Source organism: Mumia sp. ZJ1417, from assembly GCF_014127285.1.
Classification (GTDB): Bacteria; Actinomycetota; Actinomycetes; order Propionibacteriales; family Nocardioidaceae; genus Mumia.
The window spans coordinates 3,047,738-3,068,292 of the sequence record NZ_CP059901.1 but is presented as its reverse complement, the minus strand read 5'-3'; the positions used below and the strand labels follow the sequence as shown (position 1 = coordinate 3,068,292).

Annotated in this window: 25 protein-coding genes; 14 read left to right on the top strand and 11 right to left on the bottom strand. The window is 71.0% G+C overall.

The window, feature by feature from the left end; all coding sequences use genetic code 11:
• Positions 1–17: 17 nt before the first annotated feature.
• Positions 18–236: a hypothetical protein gene (locus H4N58_RS14910; protein ID WP_167004572.1), complete on the top strand. Its 219-nt coding sequence runs from the start codon at positions 18–20 to the stop codon at positions 234–236.
• A gap of 17 nt (positions 237–253) precedes the next feature.
• Here the strand turns inward: H4N58_RS14910 and H4N58_RS14905 are convergent, their stop codons facing one another.
• Together H4N58_RS14905 and H4N58_RS20830 are read right to left on the bottom strand one after the other, a co-directional pair.
• Positions 254–538: a hypothetical protein gene (locus H4N58_RS14905; RefSeq protein WP_167004569.1), complete on the bottom strand. Its 285-nt coding sequence runs from the start codon at positions 536–538 to the stop codon at positions 254–256.
• Positions 539–565: 27 nt separating this feature from the next.
• Entirely contained in the window at positions 566–1,414 is an 849-nt protein-coding gene (locus tag H4N58_RS20830; RefSeq protein WP_279587863.1) for a CatB-related O-acetyltransferase, read from the bottom strand.
• Positions 1,415–1,512: 98 nt separating this feature from the next.
• Here H4N58_RS20830 and H4N58_RS14895 point away from each other — a divergent pair, with 98 nt between their 5' ends.
• From H4N58_RS14895 to H4N58_RS14875, 5 genes are all read left to right on the top strand, one after another.
• The gene (locus tag H4N58_RS14895) at positions 1,513–2,061 is read left to right on the top strand and encodes a helix-turn-helix domain-containing protein (protein ID WP_167249966.1); all 549 of its coding nucleotides are present in this window, start codon (positions 1,513–1,515) and stop codon (positions 2,059–2,061) included.
• Positions 2,058–2,585, top strand: a complete 528-nt coding sequence (locus H4N58_RS14890) for a PaaI family thioesterase (RefSeq protein WP_167249968.1) — start codon at positions 2,058–2,060, stop codon at positions 2,583–2,585. The genes H4N58_RS14895 and H4N58_RS14890 overlap by 4 nt, the downstream gene beginning before the upstream one ends.
• 63 nt (positions 2,586–2,648) lie before the next feature.
• Entirely contained in the window at positions 2,649–2,939 is a 291-nt protein-coding gene (locus H4N58_RS14885) for a YtxH domain-containing protein (protein WP_167004560.1), read from the top strand.
• On the top strand, positions 2,936–3,982 hold the full coding sequence (locus tag H4N58_RS14880; RefSeq protein ID WP_167004557.1) for a YihY/virulence factor BrkB family protein: 1,047 nt from the start codon (positions 2,936–2,938) through the stop codon (positions 3,980–3,982). Before H4N58_RS14885 ends, H4N58_RS14880 begins: the two co-directional genes overlap by 4 nt.
• A 9-nt stretch (positions 3,983–3,991) precedes the next feature.
• Positions 3,992–4,531 (top strand): nucleosidase, encoded by a 540-nt coding sequence (locus tag H4N58_RS14875; protein ID WP_167004554.1) that lies wholly within the window; start codon positions 3,992–3,994, stop codon positions 4,529–4,531.
• A gap of 10 nt (positions 4,532–4,541) precedes the next feature.
• On the opposite strand, the gene H4N58_RS14870 is transcribed toward H4N58_RS14875, so the two are convergent.
• Positions 4,542–5,219, bottom strand: a complete 678-nt coding sequence (locus H4N58_RS14870; RefSeq protein ID WP_167004551.1) for a helix-turn-helix domain-containing protein — start codon at positions 5,217–5,219, stop codon at positions 4,542–4,544.
• Between the two features lie 95 nt (positions 5,220–5,314).
• On the opposite strand from H4N58_RS14870, the gene H4N58_RS14865 reads away from it, so the two are divergent.
• On the top strand, positions 5,315–6,154 hold the full coding sequence (locus H4N58_RS14865; protein ID WP_167249970.1) for a class I SAM-dependent methyltransferase: 840 nt from the start codon (positions 5,315–5,317) through the stop codon (positions 6,152–6,154).
• Positions 6,155–6,178: 24 nt separating this feature from the next.
• Here H4N58_RS14865 and H4N58_RS14860 read toward each other — a convergent pair whose 3' ends face one another.
• From H4N58_RS14860 to H4N58_RS14850, 3 genes are all read right to left on the bottom strand, one after another.
• On the bottom strand, positions 6,179–7,303 hold the full coding sequence (locus H4N58_RS14860; protein ID WP_167004545.1) for an endonuclease/exonuclease/phosphatase family protein: 1,125 nt from the start codon (positions 7,301–7,303) through the stop codon (positions 6,179–6,181).
• A gap of 63 nt (positions 7,304–7,366) precedes the next feature.
• Positions 7,367–8,716 carry an NADP-specific glutamate dehydrogenase gene (gene gdhA / locus H4N58_RS14855; protein WP_167004542.1) on the bottom strand — a complete coding sequence of 450 codons (1,350 nt, stop codon included), beginning with the start codon at positions 8,714–8,716 and terminating at the stop codon, positions 7,367–7,369.
• Positions 8,717–8,764: 48 nt separating this feature from the next.
• Positions 8,765–9,700 carry an endonuclease/exonuclease/phosphatase family protein gene (locus H4N58_RS14850; RefSeq protein ID WP_167249972.1) on the bottom strand — a complete coding sequence of 312 codons (936 nt, stop codon included), beginning with the start codon at positions 9,698–9,700 and terminating at the stop codon, positions 8,765–8,767.
• Positions 9,701–9,789: 89 nt separating this feature from the next.
• Between H4N58_RS14850 and H4N58_RS14845 the strand changes: the two genes are divergently transcribed.
• On the top strand, positions 9,790–10,554 hold the full coding sequence (locus tag H4N58_RS14845; RefSeq protein ID WP_167004536.1) for an N-acetyltransferase: 765 nt from the start codon (positions 9,790–9,792) through the stop codon (positions 10,552–10,554).
• 7 nt (positions 10,555–10,561) lie between these two features.
• Here the strand turns inward: H4N58_RS14845 and mug are convergent, their stop codons facing one another.
• Both mug and H4N58_RS14835 read right to left on the bottom strand, forming a co-directional pair.
• Positions 10,562–11,089: a G/U mismatch-specific DNA glycosylase gene (gene mug, locus H4N58_RS14840; protein WP_243845069.1), complete on the bottom strand. Its 528-nt coding sequence runs from the start codon at positions 11,087–11,089 to the stop codon at positions 10,562–10,564.
• 74 nt (positions 11,090–11,163) lie between these two features.
• Positions 11,164–11,907: an arylmalonate decarboxylase gene (locus H4N58_RS14835; protein WP_167004530.1), complete on the bottom strand. Its 744-nt coding sequence runs from the start codon at positions 11,905–11,907 to the stop codon at positions 11,164–11,166.
• 64 nt (positions 11,908–11,971) lie between these two features.
• On the opposite strand from H4N58_RS14835, the gene lhgO reads away from it, so the two are divergent.
• Entirely contained in the window at positions 11,972–13,171 is a 1,200-nt protein-coding gene (lhgO, locus tag H4N58_RS14830; protein ID WP_167004527.1) for an L-2-hydroxyglutarate oxidase, read from the top strand.
• 97 nt (positions 13,172–13,268) lie between these two features.
• Here lhgO and H4N58_RS14825 read toward each other — a convergent pair whose 3' ends face one another.
• Positions 13,269–14,501, bottom strand: coding sequence for an oxygenase MpaB family protein (locus H4N58_RS14825; protein ID WP_167249976.1), 1,233 nt, complete (start codon positions 14,499–14,501; stop codon positions 13,269–13,271).
• Between the two features lie 87 nt (positions 14,502–14,588).
• Entirely contained in the window at positions 14,589–15,959 is a 1,371-nt protein-coding gene (locus H4N58_RS14820; protein ID WP_167249978.1) for an aminotransferase class V-fold PLP-dependent enzyme, read from the bottom strand.
• Positions 15,960–16,036: 77 nt separating this feature from the next.
• Here H4N58_RS14820 and H4N58_RS14815 point away from each other — a divergent pair, with 77 nt between their 5' ends.
• Both H4N58_RS14815 and H4N58_RS14810 read left to right on the top strand, forming a co-directional pair.
• Positions 16,037–16,654 carry a TetR/AcrR family transcriptional regulator gene (locus H4N58_RS14815; protein WP_167004519.1) on the top strand — a complete coding sequence of 206 codons (618 nt, stop codon included), beginning with the start codon at positions 16,037–16,039 and terminating at the stop codon, positions 16,652–16,654.
• A complete protein-coding gene (locus tag H4N58_RS14810) occupies positions 16,590–17,324 on the top strand; it encodes a nitroreductase (RefSeq protein ID WP_347877936.1) in 735 nt (244 codons plus the stop codon). The genes H4N58_RS14815 and H4N58_RS14810 overlap by 65 nt, the downstream gene beginning before the upstream one ends.
• A gap of 20 nt (positions 17,325–17,344) precedes the next feature.
• Here the strand turns inward: H4N58_RS14810 and H4N58_RS14805 are convergent, their stop codons facing one another.
• Positions 17,345–18,484, bottom strand: a complete 1,140-nt coding sequence (locus tag H4N58_RS14805; protein WP_167249980.1) for a glucose-1-phosphate adenylyltransferase family protein — start codon at positions 18,482–18,484, stop codon at positions 17,345–17,347.
• A gap of 101 nt (positions 18,485–18,585) precedes the next feature.
• Between H4N58_RS14805 and H4N58_RS14800 the strand changes: the two genes are divergently transcribed.
• Genes H4N58_RS14800 through H4N58_RS14790 form a run of 3 tightly spaced genes read left to right on the top strand, consistent with a single transcriptional unit; the run spans position 18,586 to position 20,539 of the window.
• Positions 18,586–19,080, top strand: coding sequence for a VOC family protein (locus tag H4N58_RS14800; RefSeq protein WP_167249982.1), 495 nt, complete (start codon positions 18,586–18,588; stop codon positions 19,078–19,080).
• 58 nt (positions 19,081–19,138) lie between these two features.
• Positions 19,139–19,600, top strand: a complete 462-nt coding sequence (locus H4N58_RS14795; protein ID WP_167249984.1) for a GNAT family N-acetyltransferase — start codon at positions 19,139–19,141, stop codon at positions 19,598–19,600.
• 27 nt (positions 19,601–19,627) lie between these two features.
• On the top strand, positions 19,628–20,539 hold the full coding sequence (locus H4N58_RS14790) for a hypothetical protein (protein WP_167249986.1): 912 nt from the start codon (positions 19,628–19,630) through the stop codon (positions 20,537–20,539).
• Positions 20,540–20,555: the final 16 nt, after the last annotated feature.

The window sequence follows — 20,555 nt, the reverse complement described above, 5'->3', positions numbered from 1 at the left end:
GGTACTACCGTCGTCGCATGGCGATGGTGGTGACGTTCGGCGGTCCGTTGGAGTACGCCAACCAGGTGTGGGACGACGTGGAGCCCGACGCGGACGGCTTCGTGCTGATCCTCGGCGGCGCTGGTGCGGGACCCGAGGCGTGGTACCTCGTGGATCCGGAGTCCGAGGCGATCCCCACCGAGCAGGGCGATGCGCTGCCGGCCGAGTACGCGGGCCAGACCAAACCGGGCACCTAGCGCGTCGGCCGCAGGTGTCAGTCGATCATCGACAGGCCGACGCACCCGAGGTAGCCGAGCACGAGCGTGGCCGCCGCCCGCTCTCCGTGCTTCGGCCAGCGCGTGTGCGGCCATCGGAAGTGGCCCACCGCGTACAGGACGAAGAAGCCACCGAACATCGCCCGTCGGCCCGCCGCGAACCAGTCGCTCGCGGCGAACGCAGGCACGCACGCGACGAGCGAGGCGATCGCCACGACGGCGAAGAGCACGCCGAGCCAGGTCCGCCGGGGCACGGCGGGGCGGCGTGTCGTCTCGGGGGTCACAGCCCCCGATCCTACGGACCGCTCGGGTCAGACAGGAACCTGCTCGGACTCGTACGCGGACACGCCGCCGGCCCGCAGGGCCTCGATCGCTTCCAACGCGGCGTGCACGTCGGTGACGGGGACGTCGCGCATCTGGTTGGGGCTGAGCTCCCACCACCGCGAGGCCAGCAGGCGGGCGACGGTGGCGTCGTCGAAGCGCTGACGGATCGGCCGGGCGGGGACACCGCCGACAATCGTGTACGGAGCGACGTCCTTCGTGACGACCGCGCCGGCCGCGATGATGGCGCCGTCGCCGATCGTGACGTCGCGCAGGATCGTCACGTTGACCCCGATCCAGACGTCGTTGCCGATCGTGAACGAGCCTCCGCGCCAGGACGTGTCGGCGCCCGCGATCGTCGACGCCGACGGGAACTCCTCGGCGGTGGGGTGCCAGCCGAACCGCCGCGGGTTGTACTGGAACGGCGACGTGCTGAGCCACTCGATGGGGTGCTCGGGGTGGCCGATCGCCACGTCGGGGCCGATCGAGCAGTAGCGTCCGATGGAGCCGGACGTCTTGATGAGGCCGGACGTGAGATAGGTGTAGGCCCCGACAGTCACCGGGCTGGTGACACGGATGCGGCCGGCGATCTGGACAGGTGGCTCGCACGTCAGGTTGCCGACCGAGACAGCGGGCAGCCGCTGGAGGCCGTCGATGCCGACGACCTCGGGGGCTGGCGGCTCGGTGCCCGGCGCTGGCTCCGGCTCTGGTGCTGGCTCCGGGTCCGGTGCTGGCAGGGCAGGCGGCGGGGCGGCGGCAGCGGGCACAGGTGCGTCGGGTCGGCGACGGAGCGGCGAGCGCAAGGGGACTCCCTGGGGGCGGGTGACGTCGGTCGTCACAGCCTAGGGACCTCCCTGGGCCGGTCGATGCCCGGACTCGGTCCGCGGTCGGATCTGGTCGACTTCTGCTCATCGCGGTGACTATCATCATGGTAGTCATGGCGATCGCGAGAGGAGAGACGATGCGGCGTACCGATCTGAGCGACGCTGAGTGCCCCGTCGCACGCAGCGTCGACGAGCTCGGAGACTGGTGGAGCCTGCTCATCTTGCGCGACGCCCTCGACGGGATGCGTCGGTTCGACGAGTTCGCCGACGACCTGGCGATCTCGCCGGCCATGCTCACGCGGCGTCTCCGCACGCTCGTCGAGCGCGGGCTGATGGAGCGACGTCGCTACAGCGAGCGGCCCGAGCGCTTCGAGTACGTCCTGACCGACCGCGGCCGTGCCTCGCAGAGCGTGGTGCTGGCGCTGCTGGCCTGGGGCAACCACGACCTCGATGCCGCCGACCGCGCGGTGGTGCTCGTCGACCGCGACTCGGGGCGCGAGATCGAGCCCGTCCTCGTCGACGCCGCCACCGGCACGCCGCTGTCGCAGCTGCGACTGGAGGCGACGGCAGGTCCTGCCGCAGGACCCGAGACCCAACGGCGCTTCGCCTCCCGTACCGACCGACGATCCCGGCGCGACCGGGAGCGAGGAGAGCCGAGATGACCGCACCGCCCACCGACCGTACTGGTGCCGAGGCCGCGACACGTGAGCGTACGCACACCTGGGACGACCCGATGGCGACCGTGCACGCGGCGGCCGGACGCAGCGGGCTCGAGCTCATGCGCGCTGTCCGCGACGGGCTCGTGCCGTCGGCACCGATCGCGCGGCTCGTCGGGTTCGCGCTGACCTCGGTCGAGGAAGGCGAGGTCGAGTTCACGCTGGAGCCGGCGGAGTTCCAGTACAACCCGATCGGCTCCGTCCACGGCGGAGTGTTCGCGACGTTGCTCGACTCCGCTGCCGGGTGCGCGGTGCACACGACGCTCCCGGAGGGCGTCGGCTACACCAGCCAGGACCTCAACGTGAAGTTCCTCCGCCGCCTCACCGTCGAGACCGGTCCGGTGCGTGCCGTCGGCCGCGTCCGCCACCGTGGCCGTACGACCGCGTTGGCCGAGGCCGAGCTGCTCGACGCCGACGGTCGCCTCCTTGCGCACGCGACGAGTAGCTGTCTGATCCTCGCGGCGGGTTGATCTTGCTCGGAATCGGGTACCCGTCCTGTGACCGGTACTCGATGACGAACGAAGGGAATCCCCATGAAGGGAAAGCTGGCTCTGCTCGGAGGCCTCGCCGTGGGCTACGTACTCGGTACGCGCGACGGCCGTGAGCGCTTCGAGCAGATCAAGGGCAAGGCCCAGAGCATGTGGAACGACCCCACTGTGCAGCAGAAGGTGAGCGATGCTCAGGACTTCGCGAAGGAGAAGGCTCCTGAGGTGCAGGACAAGGTCACACAGACGGCCAAGGACACCGTCGGCAAGGTGACCCACCGGAAGGAGGGCAGCGGCGACCACAACGCCGCGCCGTCGAACACGGGGCCGACCGGATGACCGAAGCCCGACCCGAGCGCGCGCCTCACCCGGACGACCCGGCCAAGCCGGGGTCGCCGACCGAGATCACGAAGCCTTCGTGGACCTACGTGGTGCGCAAGGCGGTCCGCGAGTTCTCGGAGGACGAGTGCCTCGACATCGCGGCCGCCTTGACGTACTACTCGGTGCTCGCGCTCTTCCCGATGATGATCGCGCTGCTGTCGCTCGTCGGGCTGTTCGGCCAGGGCCGCGAGACCGTTGACACCCTGCTGGGCGTCCTCCGCGACGTCGGCGCGGACTCGGCGGCGAACACCCTCGAGCCCACGCTCGTCCAGCTGAGCAGCGGCAGCGGAGCGGGGCTGGCGTTCGTGCTGGGCCTCGCGGTCGCGCTGTGGTCGGCGTCGGGCTATGTGGGCGCCTTCGGGCGGGCCATGAACCGCGTGTACGAGGTCGATGAAGGCAGGCCGATCTGGAAGCTTCGACCGGTCATGCTGCTCGTCACGCTGATCACGGTGGTCCTGTGTGCGCTGGTCGCCCTGGCGCTCGTCCTGACCGGGCCTGCCGCCCAGGCCGTCGGCGACGCGATCGGCATGGGCGACACGGCGGTGACGGTGTGGAACATCGCGAAGTGGCCGGTGATGCTGCTGGCCGTCATGGTGCTTGTTGCGATCCTTTACTACGCGACCCCGAACGTGAAGCAGCCGAAGTTCCGGTGGCTCAGCGTCGGTGCCGTCGTCGCGATCGTGGTGTGGATCATCGCGTCGGTCGCCTTCGGTTTCTACGTCGCGAACTTCTCGAGCTACAACCGCACGTACGGGTCGTTGGCCGGGGTGGTCGTGTTCCTCCTGTGGTTGTGGATCACCAACCTCGCGCTCCTGTTCGGAGCTGAGCTCGACGCAGAGCTGGAGCGGGGACGTCAGCTGCAGGGCGGGATCGCGGCGGAGGAGAGGATCCAGCTGCCGCCGCGAGACACCACGAAGAGCGACAAGGCGGCCGCCAAGCACGAGGACGACGTCGCGCGCGGGCGTCGACTGCGGGAGAGTCGAGGGCATACGACTGACTAGGCTCCTCGTATGCCCTCGGAGCCTCTCGTCGTCGCGGCGACCGCCGCCGAAGCCGCCCACGTCCCGCCGGGCCTCTCGGTGCTCGTCACCGGGATCGGCAAGGTCCAGGCGACGCTGGTCACCGCGCTCGCGCTCGCCGAGCGTCGCCCGTCGGTCGTCCTCAACGTCGGGACCGCCGGTGCGCTCGGTGGCGCGACGGGGCTGCGGCTGCCGTCGCGGGTGCTGAACCACGACTTCAGTGCGGCGGAGCTGCGGCTCCTCGGCTATGACGCGGTCGACGAGATCGAGATCGCAGGCGGCGACGGCACCGTGCTGGCCAGCGGGGACACCTTTGTCAACGACCCGGCCGTCCGCGACCTGCTGGCTCAGCGTGCTGCGCTGGTCGACATGGAGGGGTTCGCCGTGGCCGCGGTGGCCCGCCACTTCGACGTGCCGGTCCGCCTCGTGAAGCACGTGAGCGACCAGGCGGACGAGTCGGCCATGGACTGGCCGCAGGTCGTCGACGCGAGCGCCCGGGTGCTGGGGGAGTGGCTGAGCCAGAACGCCTGACGCGGCTCACTCACGTGGGACGGACGACCTGCGCGAGTCCGGTCGGTGGGAACCACGCGGGCACCGCTCGGCGCAGCATCGTCGGGCCGTCGACGCGGACGGAACCGGACCGTAGCGCACGGTCCCACGTCGTGTCGCCGCGCCAGACCTGGGTGAGCGCCCGCAGGCCGGTCGTGACCGTCACCGAGACGGGCCTCTCCGGGTCGATGTCGCACACGTCGGTGTCGTTGGGCTCGATGACGATCCACCATCGCCGCGACGCCCCGCGGACGTCGTCGAACACGAAGTGCACGACCTCGGGTGGGTCCGCGACGGCATCGAGGTCCACCTTGCGGTGCATGTCCCACATCAGAAGCTTGGGGTCGAGGTCCTCGTCGCCGAGCGTGCCGATCCACCGCACGCCCCAGGTGCCGACCGACTCGACGACCTGGCGTAGCTCCTCGCCGGCCGGTGTCAGGACGTAGCGGACGTCGTTGCCTTCAACCTGCTTCTCGACGATGCCCGCGACGACGAGCTGGTGCAGGCGCTTGGACAGCAGCGACGGGGACATGCGGGGAAGGCCGCGCCGCAGGTCGTTGAAGCGCTGGCTCCCCGTGACGAGCTCGCGGACGAGCAGCATCGTCCAGCGCTCGTCCAGCAGCTCCATCGCCTTCGCGACGGGGCAGAACTGGTGGTATGGGGCCCCCATCCGTGCAGCGTACGACCGGTACAGATCTCGTACTAGGCCCGTTGTCTGCTCGTCCGTAGCGTCGACCTCACGCACAACGAAGGGGGAATCTTGTCATGACGAGCGAGACGACAGCGGCGTCGGCCACCACGGACGATGCCGTGATCAAGGCGAAGCACCGCGCGATGTGGGCGTGGGGGGACTATCCGGCGGTCGCGACGGAGGTGATCGCTAGCCTGGGCCCGGTGCTCGTGGACGCCTGCGGCATCGAGGCGGGGCAGACCGTGCTCGACGTGGGTGCGGGCTCCGGCAACGCCGCACTCCCCGCCGCGCGCACCGGCGCGACGGTGACGGCGAGCGACCTGACGCCCGAGCTCCTCGACGTCGGGCGCGCGGAGGCCGACGACGAAGGCCTCACGCTGACCTGGCGCGAGGACGACGTCGAGCACCTGGGGGTGGAGGACGCGTCGTACGACGTGGTGATGTCGTGCGTCGGGGCGATGTTCGCGCCGCACCACCAGGAGACGGCCGACGAGATCGTCCGTGCCACCAAGCCCGGCGGCACGATCGGGCTCGTGAGCTGGACGCCGCAGGGCTTCATCGGGCAGATGTTCGCGACGATGAAGCCGTACGCTCCGCCGCCTCCGCCCGGAGCGCAGCCCCCGCCGCTGTGGGGAGACGCTGACCACGTCCGCGCGCTCTTCGGCGATCGGGTCACCGACGTCGAGGCCACGACGCAGACGCTCGCCGTGGACCGCTTCTTCGACGGCGCGGAGTTCCGGGACTTTTTCAAGGCGACGTACGGACCGACGATCGCGGTCTACAAGGCGATCGCCGACGACCCGGAGAAGGTGGCGGCGCTCGACGGCGAGCTCGCCGCGCTCGCGGAGACGTTCGGTGTCCGCAACGGCGCGATGCCGTGGGACTACCTGCTGTTCACCGCCCGCCGCGCCTGAGGGGGTGGGCCGGTCGCGTCGGGGTCACACCCCGGCGAGGTCGGCCCACAGTGCGGCGTGGTCGGAGGCTTCCTCGACCCGCGAGGTGAGGGTCGGGAAGATCTCCCACGGGTCCTTCGTACGGGGACCGCGCCAGACACCCTTGCGGAAGACGCCGCCAGCAGTCATCCGCGCGAAGAGCGGGTCGGAGAGGAGGATGTAGTCGATCTTGTCGTCCTCGTTGCCCGACCCGTACGTCCCGCGACGGTGGTTCCAGTCGAACGCGGGATGCGCGCTGACGTCGGTGAGCCCGTCCATCTCCAGCAGCGGCGCCAGCGAGGTGCTGTCCGGGTCGTCGTTGAGGTCTCCGGTGACCGCGAGGTGGTCGACGCCCTCGCTGCGCAGCGACCGGACGATCCGCGCGACGCGGGACGCCTGGCGCTCTCGACGCTTCGCGCCCGTGGGGTCACCGGGCGAGGAGTAGCCCTTGGACTTGAAGTGGTTGGCGAGGAGCACGAGGCGCGTCCCGAGCGGGGTCTCGACGTGGTACTCGCAGCAGTCGCGCGAGAACACCGTCCCTTGCGGGTCGGTGTCGAAGATGTGGGTGCGCATCTGCACCAGTCGGTAGTCGCCGGACGCCATGAGCCCGACGTCGATGCCGCGCAGGTCGTTGCCCTCGAGCACCATGACCTGCTCGTACGGGGTGCCGCCGACGGCGGGCAGCAGTGACTCGGAGAACATCTGGAGACCAGGCCGGTCGTCGGCCTCGACCACGGTCACCACATCGGCGTCGAGTGCTTCGAAGACCCGCGCGGTGTTCTCGGTGGCGAGGGCGTTCACGGCGATCGTCTTGAGCTCGAGCCAGCCGACCCAGTCGGCACGTCCCTTCGCGACCAGGGTGACCTCACCCGTACGGGGTCGCCGGACGAGCTGGCCGCGCAGCTTGCGCAGCCGGACGTACGGGCCCTCGTCGGAGCGCAGCACCCCAACCGTGTCGAGCAGAGCGAGGATGTCGTCCTCGGCTCCGGCATAGCTGTGCCGCTCGAACAGGTCGGACAGGCGCGCGTGAGCGGCCAGCACCTTCTTGCGGGTGGCGGCGTCGCCCTCGGAGTCGGCCATCGCCTTCGGCCGCGCGAACAGGTTCTCGACGTTGAACGATGCGATGCGCATGGTGATCCCCCCGTCCGTCAGTCTGCGCCGGGCACGGGTCACGGCACGGGGACTTGTCGGAGGTCAGATCACGCCGAGCGCGAGCATCGCGTCGGCGACGCGCACGAACCCGGCGATGTTGGCGCCGGCGACGTAGTTGCCCGGCGTCCCGAACTCGTCCGCCGTCTCGGCGCACCGGTCGTGGATGCCGCGCATGATCTCGGCCAGGCGCTCCTCGGTGTGCTCGAACGTCCACGAGTCGCGCGAGGCGTTCTGCTGCATCTCGAGGGCGCTCGTCGCCACGCCGCCGGCGTTGGCGGCCTTGCCCGGCGCGAAGCGCACCCCGGCGTCCTCGAAGACCGCGATCGCCTCTGGGGTGGCAGGCATGTTGGCGCCCTCGGCGACGATGGTGCAGCCGTTCTTGACGAGGGTGACCGCGTCGGCGCCGTTGAGTTCGTTCTGCGTCGCCGACGGCAGGGCGATGTCGCACGCGACGTCCCAGATCGACCCTGCGTCGGTGGAGCGGACACCGTTGCCGCGCAGGTCCGCGTACTCGGAGATCCTGCCGCGGCGCACCTCCTTGACCTCCTTGAGGAGCGCCACGTCGATGCCGCCCTCGTCGACGACGTAGCCGCTGGAGTCCGAGCAGGCCACGACGGTGCCGCCGAGCTCGTGGACCTTCTCGATGGCGTACGTCGCGACGTTGCCGGAGCCGGAGACGACGACGCGCTTGCCGTCGAAGGAGTCGCCCGCGGCCTTGAGCATCTCGGAGACGAAGAAGACGGTGCCGTACCCGGTGGCCTCCTTGCGGACCTGCGAGCCGCCCCACGTGAGGCCCTTGCCGGTGAGGACACCGGACTCGTAGCGCGAAGTGATGCGCTTGTACTGGCCGAACAGGTAGCCGATCTCGCGACCACCGACGCCGATGTCGCCGGCGGGAACGTCGGTGTACTCGCCGATGTAGCGCGTCAGCTCGGTCATGAAGGACTGGCAGAACCGCATGACCTCGGCGTCGGAGTGACCCTTGGGGTCGAAGTCCGAGCCGCCCTTGGCGCCGCCGATGGGCAGGCCGGTCAGCGAGTTCTTGAAGATCTGCTCGAAGCCGAGGAACTTCACGATGCCGAGGTAGACGCTCGGGTGGAAGCGCAGGCCGCCCTTGAACGGACCGAGCGCGGAGTTGAACTGCACACGGAAACCGCGGTTGATCTGCACGCGGCCGGCATCGTCGACCCACGGCACCCGGAAGATGATCTGGCGTTCAGGCTCGCAGATGCGGCGGATGATCGCGGCATCGACGTACTCGGGGCGCTTGGACACCACGGGGCCCAGGCTCACCAGGACCTCGCGGACCGCCTGGTGGAACTCTGCCTCGCCCGGGTTGCGACGAAGGACCTCGTCGTACACACCCTGAAGCTTCTCGTCGACGCTCGACACGTGGTGCCACCTCCTGTTGGTATACCCCGAACGAGGCTAGCCGGTGGCTCAATACGGGATGCGCAGGGTGGCTCGGATCGGGTTGTGGTCTGAGGCGAACGGCGTCCGATAGAGCCTGCCCTTCAGTCGCACGATCACCCGGAACCCGGCGACCCCGATCCCGGGCGAGACATACACGTGGTCCACGTGGTGGTGGGTACGCCACGGCCGGCGCCGCAGCTGGTTGGCGCTGTTGTAGCTGGCGTTCTTGCGGGCCCGGGCGACGGCGAAGGCGTCCCGGGCCGCGGCGCCCTGGCGCATCGCCCTGCGGGGGCCGTCGAAGGTGTACTTGCGCGATCCGGAGGAGTTGTAGTCGCCGGCCCACACGATCGGCCAGGAGGCGCCGTGGGCACGCCGTACGGCGAGGGTGTCGGCGATCAGGTTCTGAGTCTGGCGGTAGCGCTTGCGGTCCTTGGCGGCGCCGGGCCCGTTGATGAGGTGTGCGGACGCGACGAGGAACTGCGCGCCGGTCGCCTTCTCGGTCAGCAGCTGGTAGCAGGCGTAGTCGGCGCTCTTGGCGTACGAACGGTCCAGGCGGATGCGCCCCGAGATCTCGCGGGAACCCCTGAACCGCGTGCGGTCGTACAGGATGCGCGCCCTGGCGTCCCGTACCGGCGTGCCCTTGATCTTCGCGCACCTCGCGTCGGAGGCGTAGCGGTGCTTCACCTTGCGGTAGAGCGACGGGAAGATCGTGTTGCCATTGGCCTCCTGGAGGGCGATCACGTCGAAGCCGTTGCGGAGGATCTGCGAGGCGACGCGGTTGCGCCGCTTGCCGGTCCACGGGAGGACGTGGTCGTCCTTATGGACGTTGTACGAGCCCAGGCGCACGGTCGTACGGCCCGTCGCGGTCGGCTCGGCCGACGCAGGCACGACCGGGACAGCGGCGAGGGCGGCGGAGGCGCTCGCGACGGCAACGAGGGAAGCGCAGGTCCGGAGGAGGGACATGACTCCATGCGATACCGATCTCCGCACATGCGCAAACGCACCTCGGGAAGTCGGTGGCTCGTCAGGGTGGCGCCCCGTAGCCTGCCGCCATGACCGTGCAGTCCGGAGACAGAGTTGTCGAGGTGGTGACGCTGGCGTCGCGGCCCGAGCTCGGGCCCTTGCTCGACGGGTTCGACGGGGCGTGGCCGGAGTTCATGCGCTGGGACCCGATGGGGGCGCTCTATTACGCGGTCGTCGAGGAGGTCTATCCGGAGTTCGCGCTGGTCGCGCTCGACCCGGAGGTGCCCGACCGGGCGATGGCGTGCGCCTTCAGCGTGCCGCTCGCGTGGGGCGACGAGCCGCTGCCGACGGGCGGCTGGGACCGCATGATCCAACGGGCGACGCTCAACCGCACGCTCGAGACGACGCCGACGATGGTGTCCGCGCTGGAGATCTGTGTGCAGCCGGATCTGCGGGGGCGTGGGCTGTCGGGGGTGATGCTCGCCGCGATGCGGGCCAACGCCGCCCGGCTCGGCTTCGACACGCTCGTCGCGCCCGTACGCCCGAGCGGCAAGCACGCGTTTCCTGACGTGCCGATGGAGGAGTACGCAGCGCGGGTGCGTGACGACGGACTCCCCGAGGACCCCTGGCTCCGTACGCACGTGCGTGCCGGCGGCGTCATCGAGGCCGTCGCCCCGCGTTCGATGGTCGTCTCCGGCACGCTCGACGAGTGGCGCGGCTGGACCGGGCTGCCGTTCGACACCACCGGCCCGGTCGAGGTGCCCGGTGCGCTCGCGCCTGTGCACTGCGACGTCGCGCAGGACCACGCGGTGTACGTGGAGGCGAACGTGTGGGTGCGGCACCGGACGGGGTGAGCGGTCGTCACCGACCGCGCTCCACCTCCTCGCGGAGCCGCGCGAACTCCTCGGCCAGCCGCGAGAGCGTGTAGTGGGCGTTGAGTCCGCTCGGGTTGGGCAGCACCCAGGTGCGTGCTCCTCCGAGGTGTCGCTCCTGCGGGCCGATGACCGCGGCGGGTTCGTGGAACGCCGCCCGGTAGCCGGTGATGCCGAGGACGGCCACCCATTCCGGTCGTACGCGGGCCGCCAGCGCCTCGAGGTCCCGCCCGCCCGCGACGAGCTCGTCGCGGGTCAACTCCGCGGCGCGGGCGGTCGTCCGGGTGACGAGGTTGGTGATGCCGAGGCCGTGGTCGAGCAGCGCGTCCCGTTCCCAGGGTTCGAGGCGGCGCTCGGTGAATCCTGACAGGTGCAGTGCCGGCCAGAACCGGTTGCCCGGCCGGGCGAAGTGCAAGCCGGTCGCCCCTGAGTACAGCCCCGGGTTGAGTCCGCAGAACAGGACAGGGAGGCCAGGGCGCATCCAGTCCGGGATCGTACGGCCCTCGGCTGACGCCACCTCCTGCGGAGTCGGGCGCGGCGGTGGTCCGTCACGATCGGCCTCCCTCGCACCGTTCTGCCGAGCCATGGGTGTCAGTGCTCGCGCAGCAGCGTGCCGGAGCCGGTGACCTGGTCGTCGATGCCGTGCTCGCGCAAGGCGTGCCACAGGGTCGCGGCGTTGATCGCGACGACCGGTTTGCCGAGTTCGGCCTCCAGCGCCTCCGCCAACCCGACGAACGAGAGGTTGGTCCCGACCTGCACGATCGCGTCGACGTCCGGACCGTCCAGCTGCGCGACCACCTCGCGCAGCCGCGGCTCGTCGACGCGCGCGATGTCCGTCGCCGTCGGGCAGCGCAGTCCGGTGATCGCCGCGACATCGAAGCCTGCCTCGGTGAAGAATCGCCCGACCTCGACGTCGGCGACCGGCTGGTAGGGCGAGAAGACGGCGATGCGCCGGACGTCCAGCGCCTCGAGCGCGGCTCGGCACGCGCTGGCGCCCGTGGTCACCGGCAGCCCGATGGACTCGCGCAGCCGGCGCTCGAACGCGGCGTTGCCCTCGACGCCGCCCCAGAACGTCTCGGCAGACATGCCCATCACGAGCCGGTCCGGCTCGGCGGTCAACGCATCGCGCACCGCCGCGTCGATCGAGGCACGGATCTGCACGAGAAGCGCCTCGAAGCCCGCGTTGCCGGCCATCGACGGGTCGGCGATGTGCATCGACCCGGCACGGAACGCGACGCCCTCGACACCGGCGCGCCAGTAGTCGTGCTCGACGACGGTGTTGGTGCTGGGCACGATGACGCCGAACACGGCGCGGGGTCCTACGACGTTCGTCACGGCGCCAGAGACTACCGCCTAGGTTGAGTGCGGGTACGAGGAAGCAGGAAGGAGCACGATCCTTTTGACCAGTCGCACGATCGGCATCGTCGGGGGAGGCATCGTCGGGTTGGCCGTCGGGCGCGAGATCGCCTTGCGGTATCCGGACGACCAGGTGGTGGTCTTCGAGAAGGAGGACCGGCTCGGCGCCCACCAGACCGGGCACAACTCCGGTGTCGTCCACGCGGGCCTCTACTACAAGCCCGGCAGCCTCAAGGCCGCGCTGTGCACCCGTGGGCGGAGCCTGCTCGAGGAGTTCTGTGCCGAGCGCGACATCCCGTACGACCGGTGCGGCAAGCTCGTCGTCGCGATCGACCAGGCTGAGATGGGGCGCTTCGACGTCCTGGAGCGGACCGCCCGCGAGAACGGCGTCCCCGGCCTGACCCGCGTCGACGGCACCGGCATCACCGACCTCGAGCCGTATGCGGCGGGTGTCGCCGCCCTGCACTCACCGGCGACCGCGATCACCGACTACGGGGAGATCACTCGCGCGCTCGGGGCGGACATCGAGAAGGCGGGTGGCGTCGTCCACCTCTCGGCGCCGGTCACCGCGGTCGAGCGTCGCGCAGGCGGGATCGCCGTGACTGCCCACGCGCGGGTGCACCAGGTCGATCGGCTCGTGCTGTGCGCAGGCCTGCAGAGCGACCGCGTCGCCGCGCTCGCCGGGACTGACGGCGGGCCGCGGATCGTGCCCTTCCGCGGTGAGTACATGGCTGTCGCCGCCGACAAGCAGGACCGGGTGCGCGGCATGATCTATCCGGTCCCCGACCCTCGCTACCCGTTCCTCGGCGTGCACTTCACGCGCCGGGTCGGCGGTGGCCTCGAGGTCGGGCCCAACGCCTTCCTGGCGCTGAGCCGGGAGCGGTACGGCCGCGCGTCGTTCTCGGCCCGCGACCTCGCGGACACGGTGACGTGGCCGGGCTTCTGGCGCTTCGCCGGTGAGCACTGGCGGACGGGTCTCAGCGAGATCCGTGGCGTCCTGTCCACGCGGTCGTACATGAGGGCCGCGCAGCGCTACGTCCCGTCGATCGGCGCGGACGACGTGACGCGCCACGGGCTCGGCCTGAGGGCGCAGGCTGTGGCGCGCGACGGGTCGCTCGTCGACGACTTCGTGATCGACCACAGCGACGGCATCACGGCGATCCGCAACGCGCCCTCACCGGCGGCGACGTCGAGCCTTGCCATCGCCGAGCACGTGGTCGACCGGCTGGGGCTGGGCCGCTGAGGCGCCGCCGCCCGTCGTTCTGTCAGCGCCGACGTCCCTGACGGCCGACGGCGCGACGGGTGCGGTGAGGGTCGAAAGGTGCCTGTGGACGGATGCGCTAACGCCCGCGGGTGGGGGTCTCGAGGGCGCCGACCTCCTGCTCTGCGTCGCCGTAGTAGTCGCGCAGGACCCGCTTCGCGACTCGGTCGCCCCACCGCTCGAGCCGGCGCCTGCCGGCCTCGCCGCGGTTCAGGACGCGATAGCGGACGGTGTTGGCGGCGATCGCCGCGGCTATGGCCCAGGGGAGGCGTACGGGCAGGCCGAGCTCCCGCATGCTGCGGGGGCCGAGGAACGCGGTCAGCATCGACAGCGTGCGCTCGCGACGGAACCGCCCGTACGGCAGCGCGCCGACGGTCTCCATGATCGCCTGGGCGAGCTCGGGCCCGGCGGCGGTGATGTCGGCCTGCGCCCGTACGACGTGGTAGTTGAGCCGGTGGCGCTCGCGCTCGCTGTCGACGAGCCACTGCTCGTCCACGCCCATCAGCCAGCCCACGTACTTCCACAGGTGCATGACGGCGTGCGACTCGTCGCGCGTGATCGGGACGCCCAGCGCGCGCGACCCGAGAAGCAGGACGCCGTCGAACAGGCCGAGCGTCGCGGCCTGATCCGTCTGGTTGATCGGCAGGCCCCACCGCTCGACGTCCCACGTCTCGCCGAACGCGTGGTTGAGGAGCGCGTGCATCGCGCGGACGTGGACGGTGAGCCGCCAGCCCTCGGCGTACGGGAGGAGCGCGTCCGGCTGCATGATCGCGACCGACCACTTCTGGGTCTCGGCGATGCGCCGGCGGGTCATGTCGCCAGTGAGACCCCCGGTCGCGACGAGCAGGTCGGTCGGTCCGCCGAACCGGTACCCCCCGATGAGAGAGAGCTGGAGAAGCACGTCGGCGGCATTGCGCCCGAACCGGCGGGCGACGCGCCCACCCTCGGCGATGAGCGCGTGGTCGACCCAGTCCGGGGTCGCCTCGACGGTGGCGAAGAAGTCGGCCAGCGCCGGGGGAGGGTCGGCGATGGCGTTCGGACCGTCGGCGAGTCGCGTCGAGAAGTCGCGCATCGAGACGCGTCCGGCCTCGCCTGCTCGCATCCGCATCGCTTCGGCAAGGCGGTTGCCCACCTCGTCGCACGCGAGGAACCCGGCGCCGAGTCGTGACATGAGGTCCTCGTCGACCTCGCGGACACCTCCGACCAGCTTCAAGGGGCGGGCGATGCGGGCGCTGCGCTCCTCGGCCTCGCGGAAGCGGGTCGGGAAGGTCGGCGAGACGGGCGTGACGGGGGCGTCCTCGATCGTGGTCATGCCTTCATCGTGACGCGAGCAATTGCTCGTATACCAGTCGCGTACGGAGTCGCGTACGAAGCCTCGTGTCGAGGCGGCGATCCACCCTCAGCGCAGGTCGGCGAGCACCCGCTCGACCGCGGCGACCGTCCGCTCGACGTCGTCCTCGGTGGTGGCCCAGCTCGACACCGAGCAGCGCAGCACCGCGCGTCCGTCCCACTCCGCCGGCGTGAGGACGGCCGTGCCTTCGGCGAGGATCCGCTCGCCGGCCTCGGTGGTGAGCGCGTCGGTCTCGAGCCGGAGCATCACCTGGGTGTACGCGACGTCGTTGACGACCTCGACACCCGGAAGCCGAGACAAGCGCTCGGCGAACGACTGCGCGTGGGCGACCAGCGTCTCGACGAGCGAGACCAGCCCGCTCCGGCCGAGGCTGCGCAGCGCCGCCCACACCGGGAAGCCGCGGGCGCGCCGCGAGAACTCCGGCACGAGATCCATCGGGTCGTCGCCCGAGCCGGGGATGTAGTCGGCATCGATCGCGAACGCCGCGACCAGCGCCCCCGGGTCGCGGACCAGCGCGACGCCGCAGTCGTACGGCACGTTGAGCGTCTTGTGCGCGTCGGTCGCCCACGAGTCGGCGTCCTCGATGCCCGCCGTGAGCGAGGACAGGCGCGGGCTCGCCGAGGCCCAGAGCCCGAACGCGCCGTCGACGTGGATCCACGCCCCTGCCTCGCGCGCCAACGGGATGAGCTCGCGGAACGGGTCGAACGCGCCGGTGTGCACCTCGCCGGCCTGCAGGCAGACGATCGTCGGGCCGCTCCCGGCGGTCAGCGCCGTGCGGAGTGCGTCGGGGCGCATCCTGCCCTGGTCGTCGGCGTCGACGAGGACGAGCGTGTCGCGGCCGAACCCGAGGTAGCGCGCTGCGAGGTCGATCGTGTCGTGCCGAAGCGCACCGACGACGAGCCGGATCGGTGGCGAACCGGCGAGCCCGCGCTGCGCGACGTCCCATCCGACCTCGGCGAGCACCCGCTGGCGCGCTGCGGCGAGCCCGGTGAAGTTGGCCATCAGTCCTCCGGTCACGAGGCCGGCCGCGGTCCCGGTCGGCAGGCCGAGTGCCTCGACGATCCATCGTCCCGCCGTCTGCTCGGCTGCTGCGGCGGCGGGCGTCAGCGAGGTCAATGCGCCGTTCTGGTCCCAGATCGAGGTGAGCCAGTCGGCTCCGAGCGCGGCGGGGAGCGCGCCGCCGATCACGAACCCGAAGAACCGTCCGCCTGCGATCGCGGCGAGCCCAGGATCGGCCGTACGGGCGAGCGTCTCGACCACCTCGTCGGCGTCCGCCCCGTCCTCCGGGAGCGGACCTCCGAGCGCGGCGAGCATCTCCTCGTACGACGCCGTCGGCCACACGGGGCGCGCGTCGAGTCCGTCGAGGAACCGTCGTGCCTGGGCGTGAGCAGCGTCGAGCGGGCTGATCCGGTCATTCATGGACATCCACGCTAGCGAGACAGGCGGTGTGCGCCGATGGTGTTTCATGCGAGCGATCGCTCGCCTACGATGCGGGCATGGATCCTGTGCTGGCTCCACGCAAGCGTCCCCGCCAGGCACGCTCCCGCGCGACGGTCGAGCGGATCGTCAGCTCGGGTCGCGAGGTGCTCCTGCGTGACGGCTACGACGCGTTCTCGACCAACCGCGTCGCCGATGCCGCGGACATCAGCCCGGGGTCGCTCTACCAGTACTTCCCGAACAAGCACGCGATCGTCGCCGCCATCGTCGAGCGCTATGCCGACGAGGTCGCGGACCAGGTCGCGGCGTCGCTGACCGACCGGCTCGGAAAGGTCGGGCCAGACATGGTGCGCGCGTGCGCCGACGCCCTCCTTGCCGCGCTCGAGCAGCACGCGGACCTTCTCCGGGTGGTCTTCGAGGAGCTGCCGGCGCGTCAGAACGGCGCCCGCCGCGCTGCGCTCGAGCGTCGCGTGCAGGATCTCGTCGCGGCCTACCTCGCCGCGCAGCCGGGGGCGACCACGGCTCGGCGCCCGGCGGCTGTCGCGTGGGTGCTCGTGCTGGCCGTCGAGAACCTGACCGTACGGTGGGTGCTCGACGCGCCGCCGCTGTCGCGTGACGAGGTGCTCGACGAGATGGTGCGCCTGTGCGTGCGGTATTTGTCCGAACCGGTCGAGTGAGGGAGTCGCTGTGCTGCTGTCGGAGATCCTCGCGCAACGATGGAGCTGCCGTGCGTTCCGTCCCGAGCCGGTGCCCGAAAAGACGCTGCGGGACGTGTTCGCGCTCGCGCAGCGGACACCGTCGTGGTGCAACACGCAGCCGTGGCACGTCCACGTCGTCGGTGGAGAGGCGACGGCGCGGTTCGCGGCGAGCCTGACCGCGCACGTGCAGTCCTCCGCGCCGTCGTCCGACCTGCCCATGCCGGAGGACTACGTCGGGGTCTATCGCGAGCGGCGTCGCGAGTCCGGCTTCGCGCTGTACGCGAGCCTCGGCATCGAGCGGTCCGACCTTGAGGCGCGGGGCACGCAGATGCTCAAGAACTTCTCGTTCTTCGGTGCGCCGCAGGTCGCGGTGGTCACCACCGACCGGAGCCAGGGGGTGTACGGGGCGATCGACTGCGGTGCGTACGTCGCGAACCTCGTTAACGCTGCACACGCCTCAGGCATCGCGACGGTCCCGCAGGCGGCGGTCGCGATGTACTCGGAACACGTACGGGAGTTCCTCGGGCTCGCCGACGACCGGCTCGTGGTGTGCGCGATCGCGCTCGGCTTCGCCGACGAAGACCACCCGGTCAACGGATTCCGTACGAGCCGGGCGTCGGTCGACGAGGCGGTCACGTTCGTCGAGTGACGCAGCGCAGGGCTCCTCGCTCACTCCTCGCGGGGCGCCCGCTCGGCGACGTTCCCCTCGGCCCCGACGAGGGTCACGACGTCGTCCGAGCCGCGGACGGAGCCACCCGTGATCACGGCGCCCGCGTCGGCCACCACGCCGACCAGGCGCACGCCGGGACCGACCGTGACCCCGTCCAGGAGGACGCTGTCGACGACCTCCGCGCCGGCGGCCACCTCGCAGCCCGGCCCGACGATGCTGTGCCGCACCGACCCTGAGATCTGGCTTCCCGGGGCGAGGAGCGCATCCTGGACGTCGGCCGAGCGTGCTACGCGCGCCGGCAGGCGTACCGGCGCGGCGGTGCGGATGGGCCACCGGGGGTCGTCCAGCCGGACTCCGGTGCGGTCGAGCACATCCATGTGCGCCTGCCAGTAGCCGGGCACGGTGCCAAGGTCGCGCCAGTAGGAGTCAAGCCGGTGCTCGACCACGTGCCGGTTCTCCACGAAGTAGGGCACGAGCTGGTCTCCGTAGTCCTCGAGCTGGCCGTGGGCCTCCAGCAGGTGGTCGAACGCGTCCAGGAGCGTCGTCGTGCGGTAGGCGAATATCTCGGCCGCGACCACGTCGGTCGCTGGTTCGTCGGGCTTGTAGGCGAACCCGGTCACACGGCCGTCGTCGTCGGTCTCCACCACGCCGTGGCGGGAGGGGTCGGGGACGCCGGTGGTAGTGACGATTGTGAGGTCGGCCTCCGCACTCTCGTGCGTCTCGAGGACGTCACGCAGGTCGAGGGTGTACAGGTGGTCGGCGCTGAGCACGAGCGTCACGTCGGGCGCGCGCTCACGCAACGCTTCGGCCTGGCGGGCGAGCGCGTCGGCGTTGCCCTGCGCGAAGCCGCCGCCCTCGGCGCCCTCGAACGGCGGAACGACCCTCAGCCCGCCCCACGAGCGGTCGAGGTCCCAGGGCCGACCGTGGGCCAGGTGCTCGTTGAGCGAGCCCGGGAGGTACTGCTCGATCATCCAGACGTCGCTGATCCCGCTGTGCACGAGGTTTGAGAGCACGATGTCGACGAGACGGTAGGAGCCGGCGACCGGGACGGTGGGCTTGGCGCGTCGCTCGGTGAGCTCACCGAGCCGTCCGCCCTTGCCACCGGCGAGAACGATGGCGATGACATCAAGGGGACGCATGAGGGAACTGTAAGCGGCCGCAGCGCGCCTCGCCGGTCGCGAGTGAGCCGAGGTCCGCAATCCGGACAGAATCTGACCGCTAGCGCTCCTAGCCTCGGGACATGACCACGACACGTATTCCCGCCGACTACGGCGCTGTCAGCCCCTACGTATGCGTCCGCGGAGCAGCCGAGTTCGTCGACTTCATGGTGGCCGCCTTCGGGGCGGTCGAGCGCGGGCGCTTCGCGCTGCCCGACGGGCGGCTCGGACACGCCGAAGTGCTCATCGGCGACCGCGTCGTGATGGCGTTCGACGCGGCGCCGGAGTGGCCCGACTGCATCTCGTTGCTCAGCTTGTACGTCGAGGACGTGGACGCCACGTTCGCGGCGGCGCTGGAAGCAGGCGCTGACGAGGTGACCCCGCTGGCCGACGACGCGTTCGGCAGCCGAGGTGGCCGCGTCCGCGACCCGTTCGGCAACATCTGGTGGCTGGCCTCGCACCTCGAGGACATCACAGCAGAGGAGATGGAGCGCCGCCTCGCCGAGCCCGTGTACCAGCAGCAGATGGAGACCTTGATGGCGACGTTCGACGCGGAGATGCGCTCACGCGTCGGCTGATCGTATGTCGGCCTGGTCGTGTCACGTCTGGGAAACAATCGCCGCGCACCCTGGGCGCATGACCCTCGTGACCGACAGCGCCGACTTCGACGACCCCCGTCTGGCGGCGTTCCTGCAGGAGCATCTCGACGACCTCGCGCCGACCGCGCCGCCGGAGAGCCAGCACGCGCTGGACCTCGACGGGTTGCGTCGTCCCGCCGTGCGCATGTGGTGCGTCGAGGACCCCGAGGGGATCGTCGCGACGGGCGCGCTGGTCGTCGTCGAGCCCGCGCACGAGGAGCTCAAGAGCATGCGGACCCACCCTCGCGCGCGAGGACGCGGGCTTGCGCGCGACCTCGTCGGGCACCTTCTCGACGACGCCCGCACCCGAGGCGTACGACGGGTGTCCCTCGAGACCGGCAGCCAGGATTTCTTCCTCCCGGCACGGGCGCTGTACGCCAAGGCGGGCTTCGAGGTCTGCGGGCCGTTCGGGACGTACGTGCTCGATCCGCACAGCACGTACATGACACGCATGGTGTGACGCGCGTCCTCAGGGCACCCTGGTGAGGTGACCGAGCAGACGTTCGAGGCGGTGGCGCGTCCCCTGTACGAGGGGATGCCCGACGACTTCATCGCGGCGCGCAAGGCCCTCGCGGCCCAGGCGCGCAAGGCCGGGGACGCGCCGCTCGCCCGCCGGATCAGCGCGCTTCGCAAGCCGACTCGAGCGGCGTGGGCGGTGAACCTCCTCGTACGGGGCGACGCTGAGCGCGTGGAGGCGCTGCTCGCGCTGGGCGAGGAGCTGCGTGAGGCGCAAGAGCAGCTGGCCGGGGCGGAGCTGCGCGCGCTGGCCTCGCAGCGGCGCGCCCTGATCGGTGAGGCCGTGGCATCGGCACGCCGTCTCGCGACCGACGCCGATGCGCCGCTGGGTGACGCAGTGGCCGAGCAGCTGACGCAGACGCTGCAGGCGGCGCTCGCCGACGCGGCCGCAGCAGCTGCCATGGAGACGGGGCTGCTGGTCGACGCCCTGACGACGGCGGGGTTCGAGCCGGTCGACCTCGACGGCAAGGTGGCCGTGCCCGAGGCTGTCGCCGAACAGTCGCGGGCGCGCGCGCCGCGGAAGAAGGCTGCGCCTTCGAAGCCCGCCAAGCCGGCCCCGGAATCTGCCCCGAAGCCCGACCCGAAGGCTGCCGAGCGGGCCCGTCGCGACGCCGAGGAGCTCGCGCGCGCCGAGAAGGTGCTCGAGGACATGGGTCGCCGTGCGGCGCAGGCGCACGACCGAGCAGCCGAGACCCGCACGGCGGTCGAGGATCTCCAACAGCGACGCAAGGCCCTCCGTGAGGAGCTTGATGAGGTCGAGTCCGCGCTCGCCGACGCCCGTACGGCCGACTCGTCCGCGCGCAAGGAGCGCGCCGACGCCGAGCGCGACGAGGCCAAGGCCCGCCGTGCCGCCGAACGCGCCCGCGCTGTGAAAGCAACCTGACCGTTTCTCCCGCCGA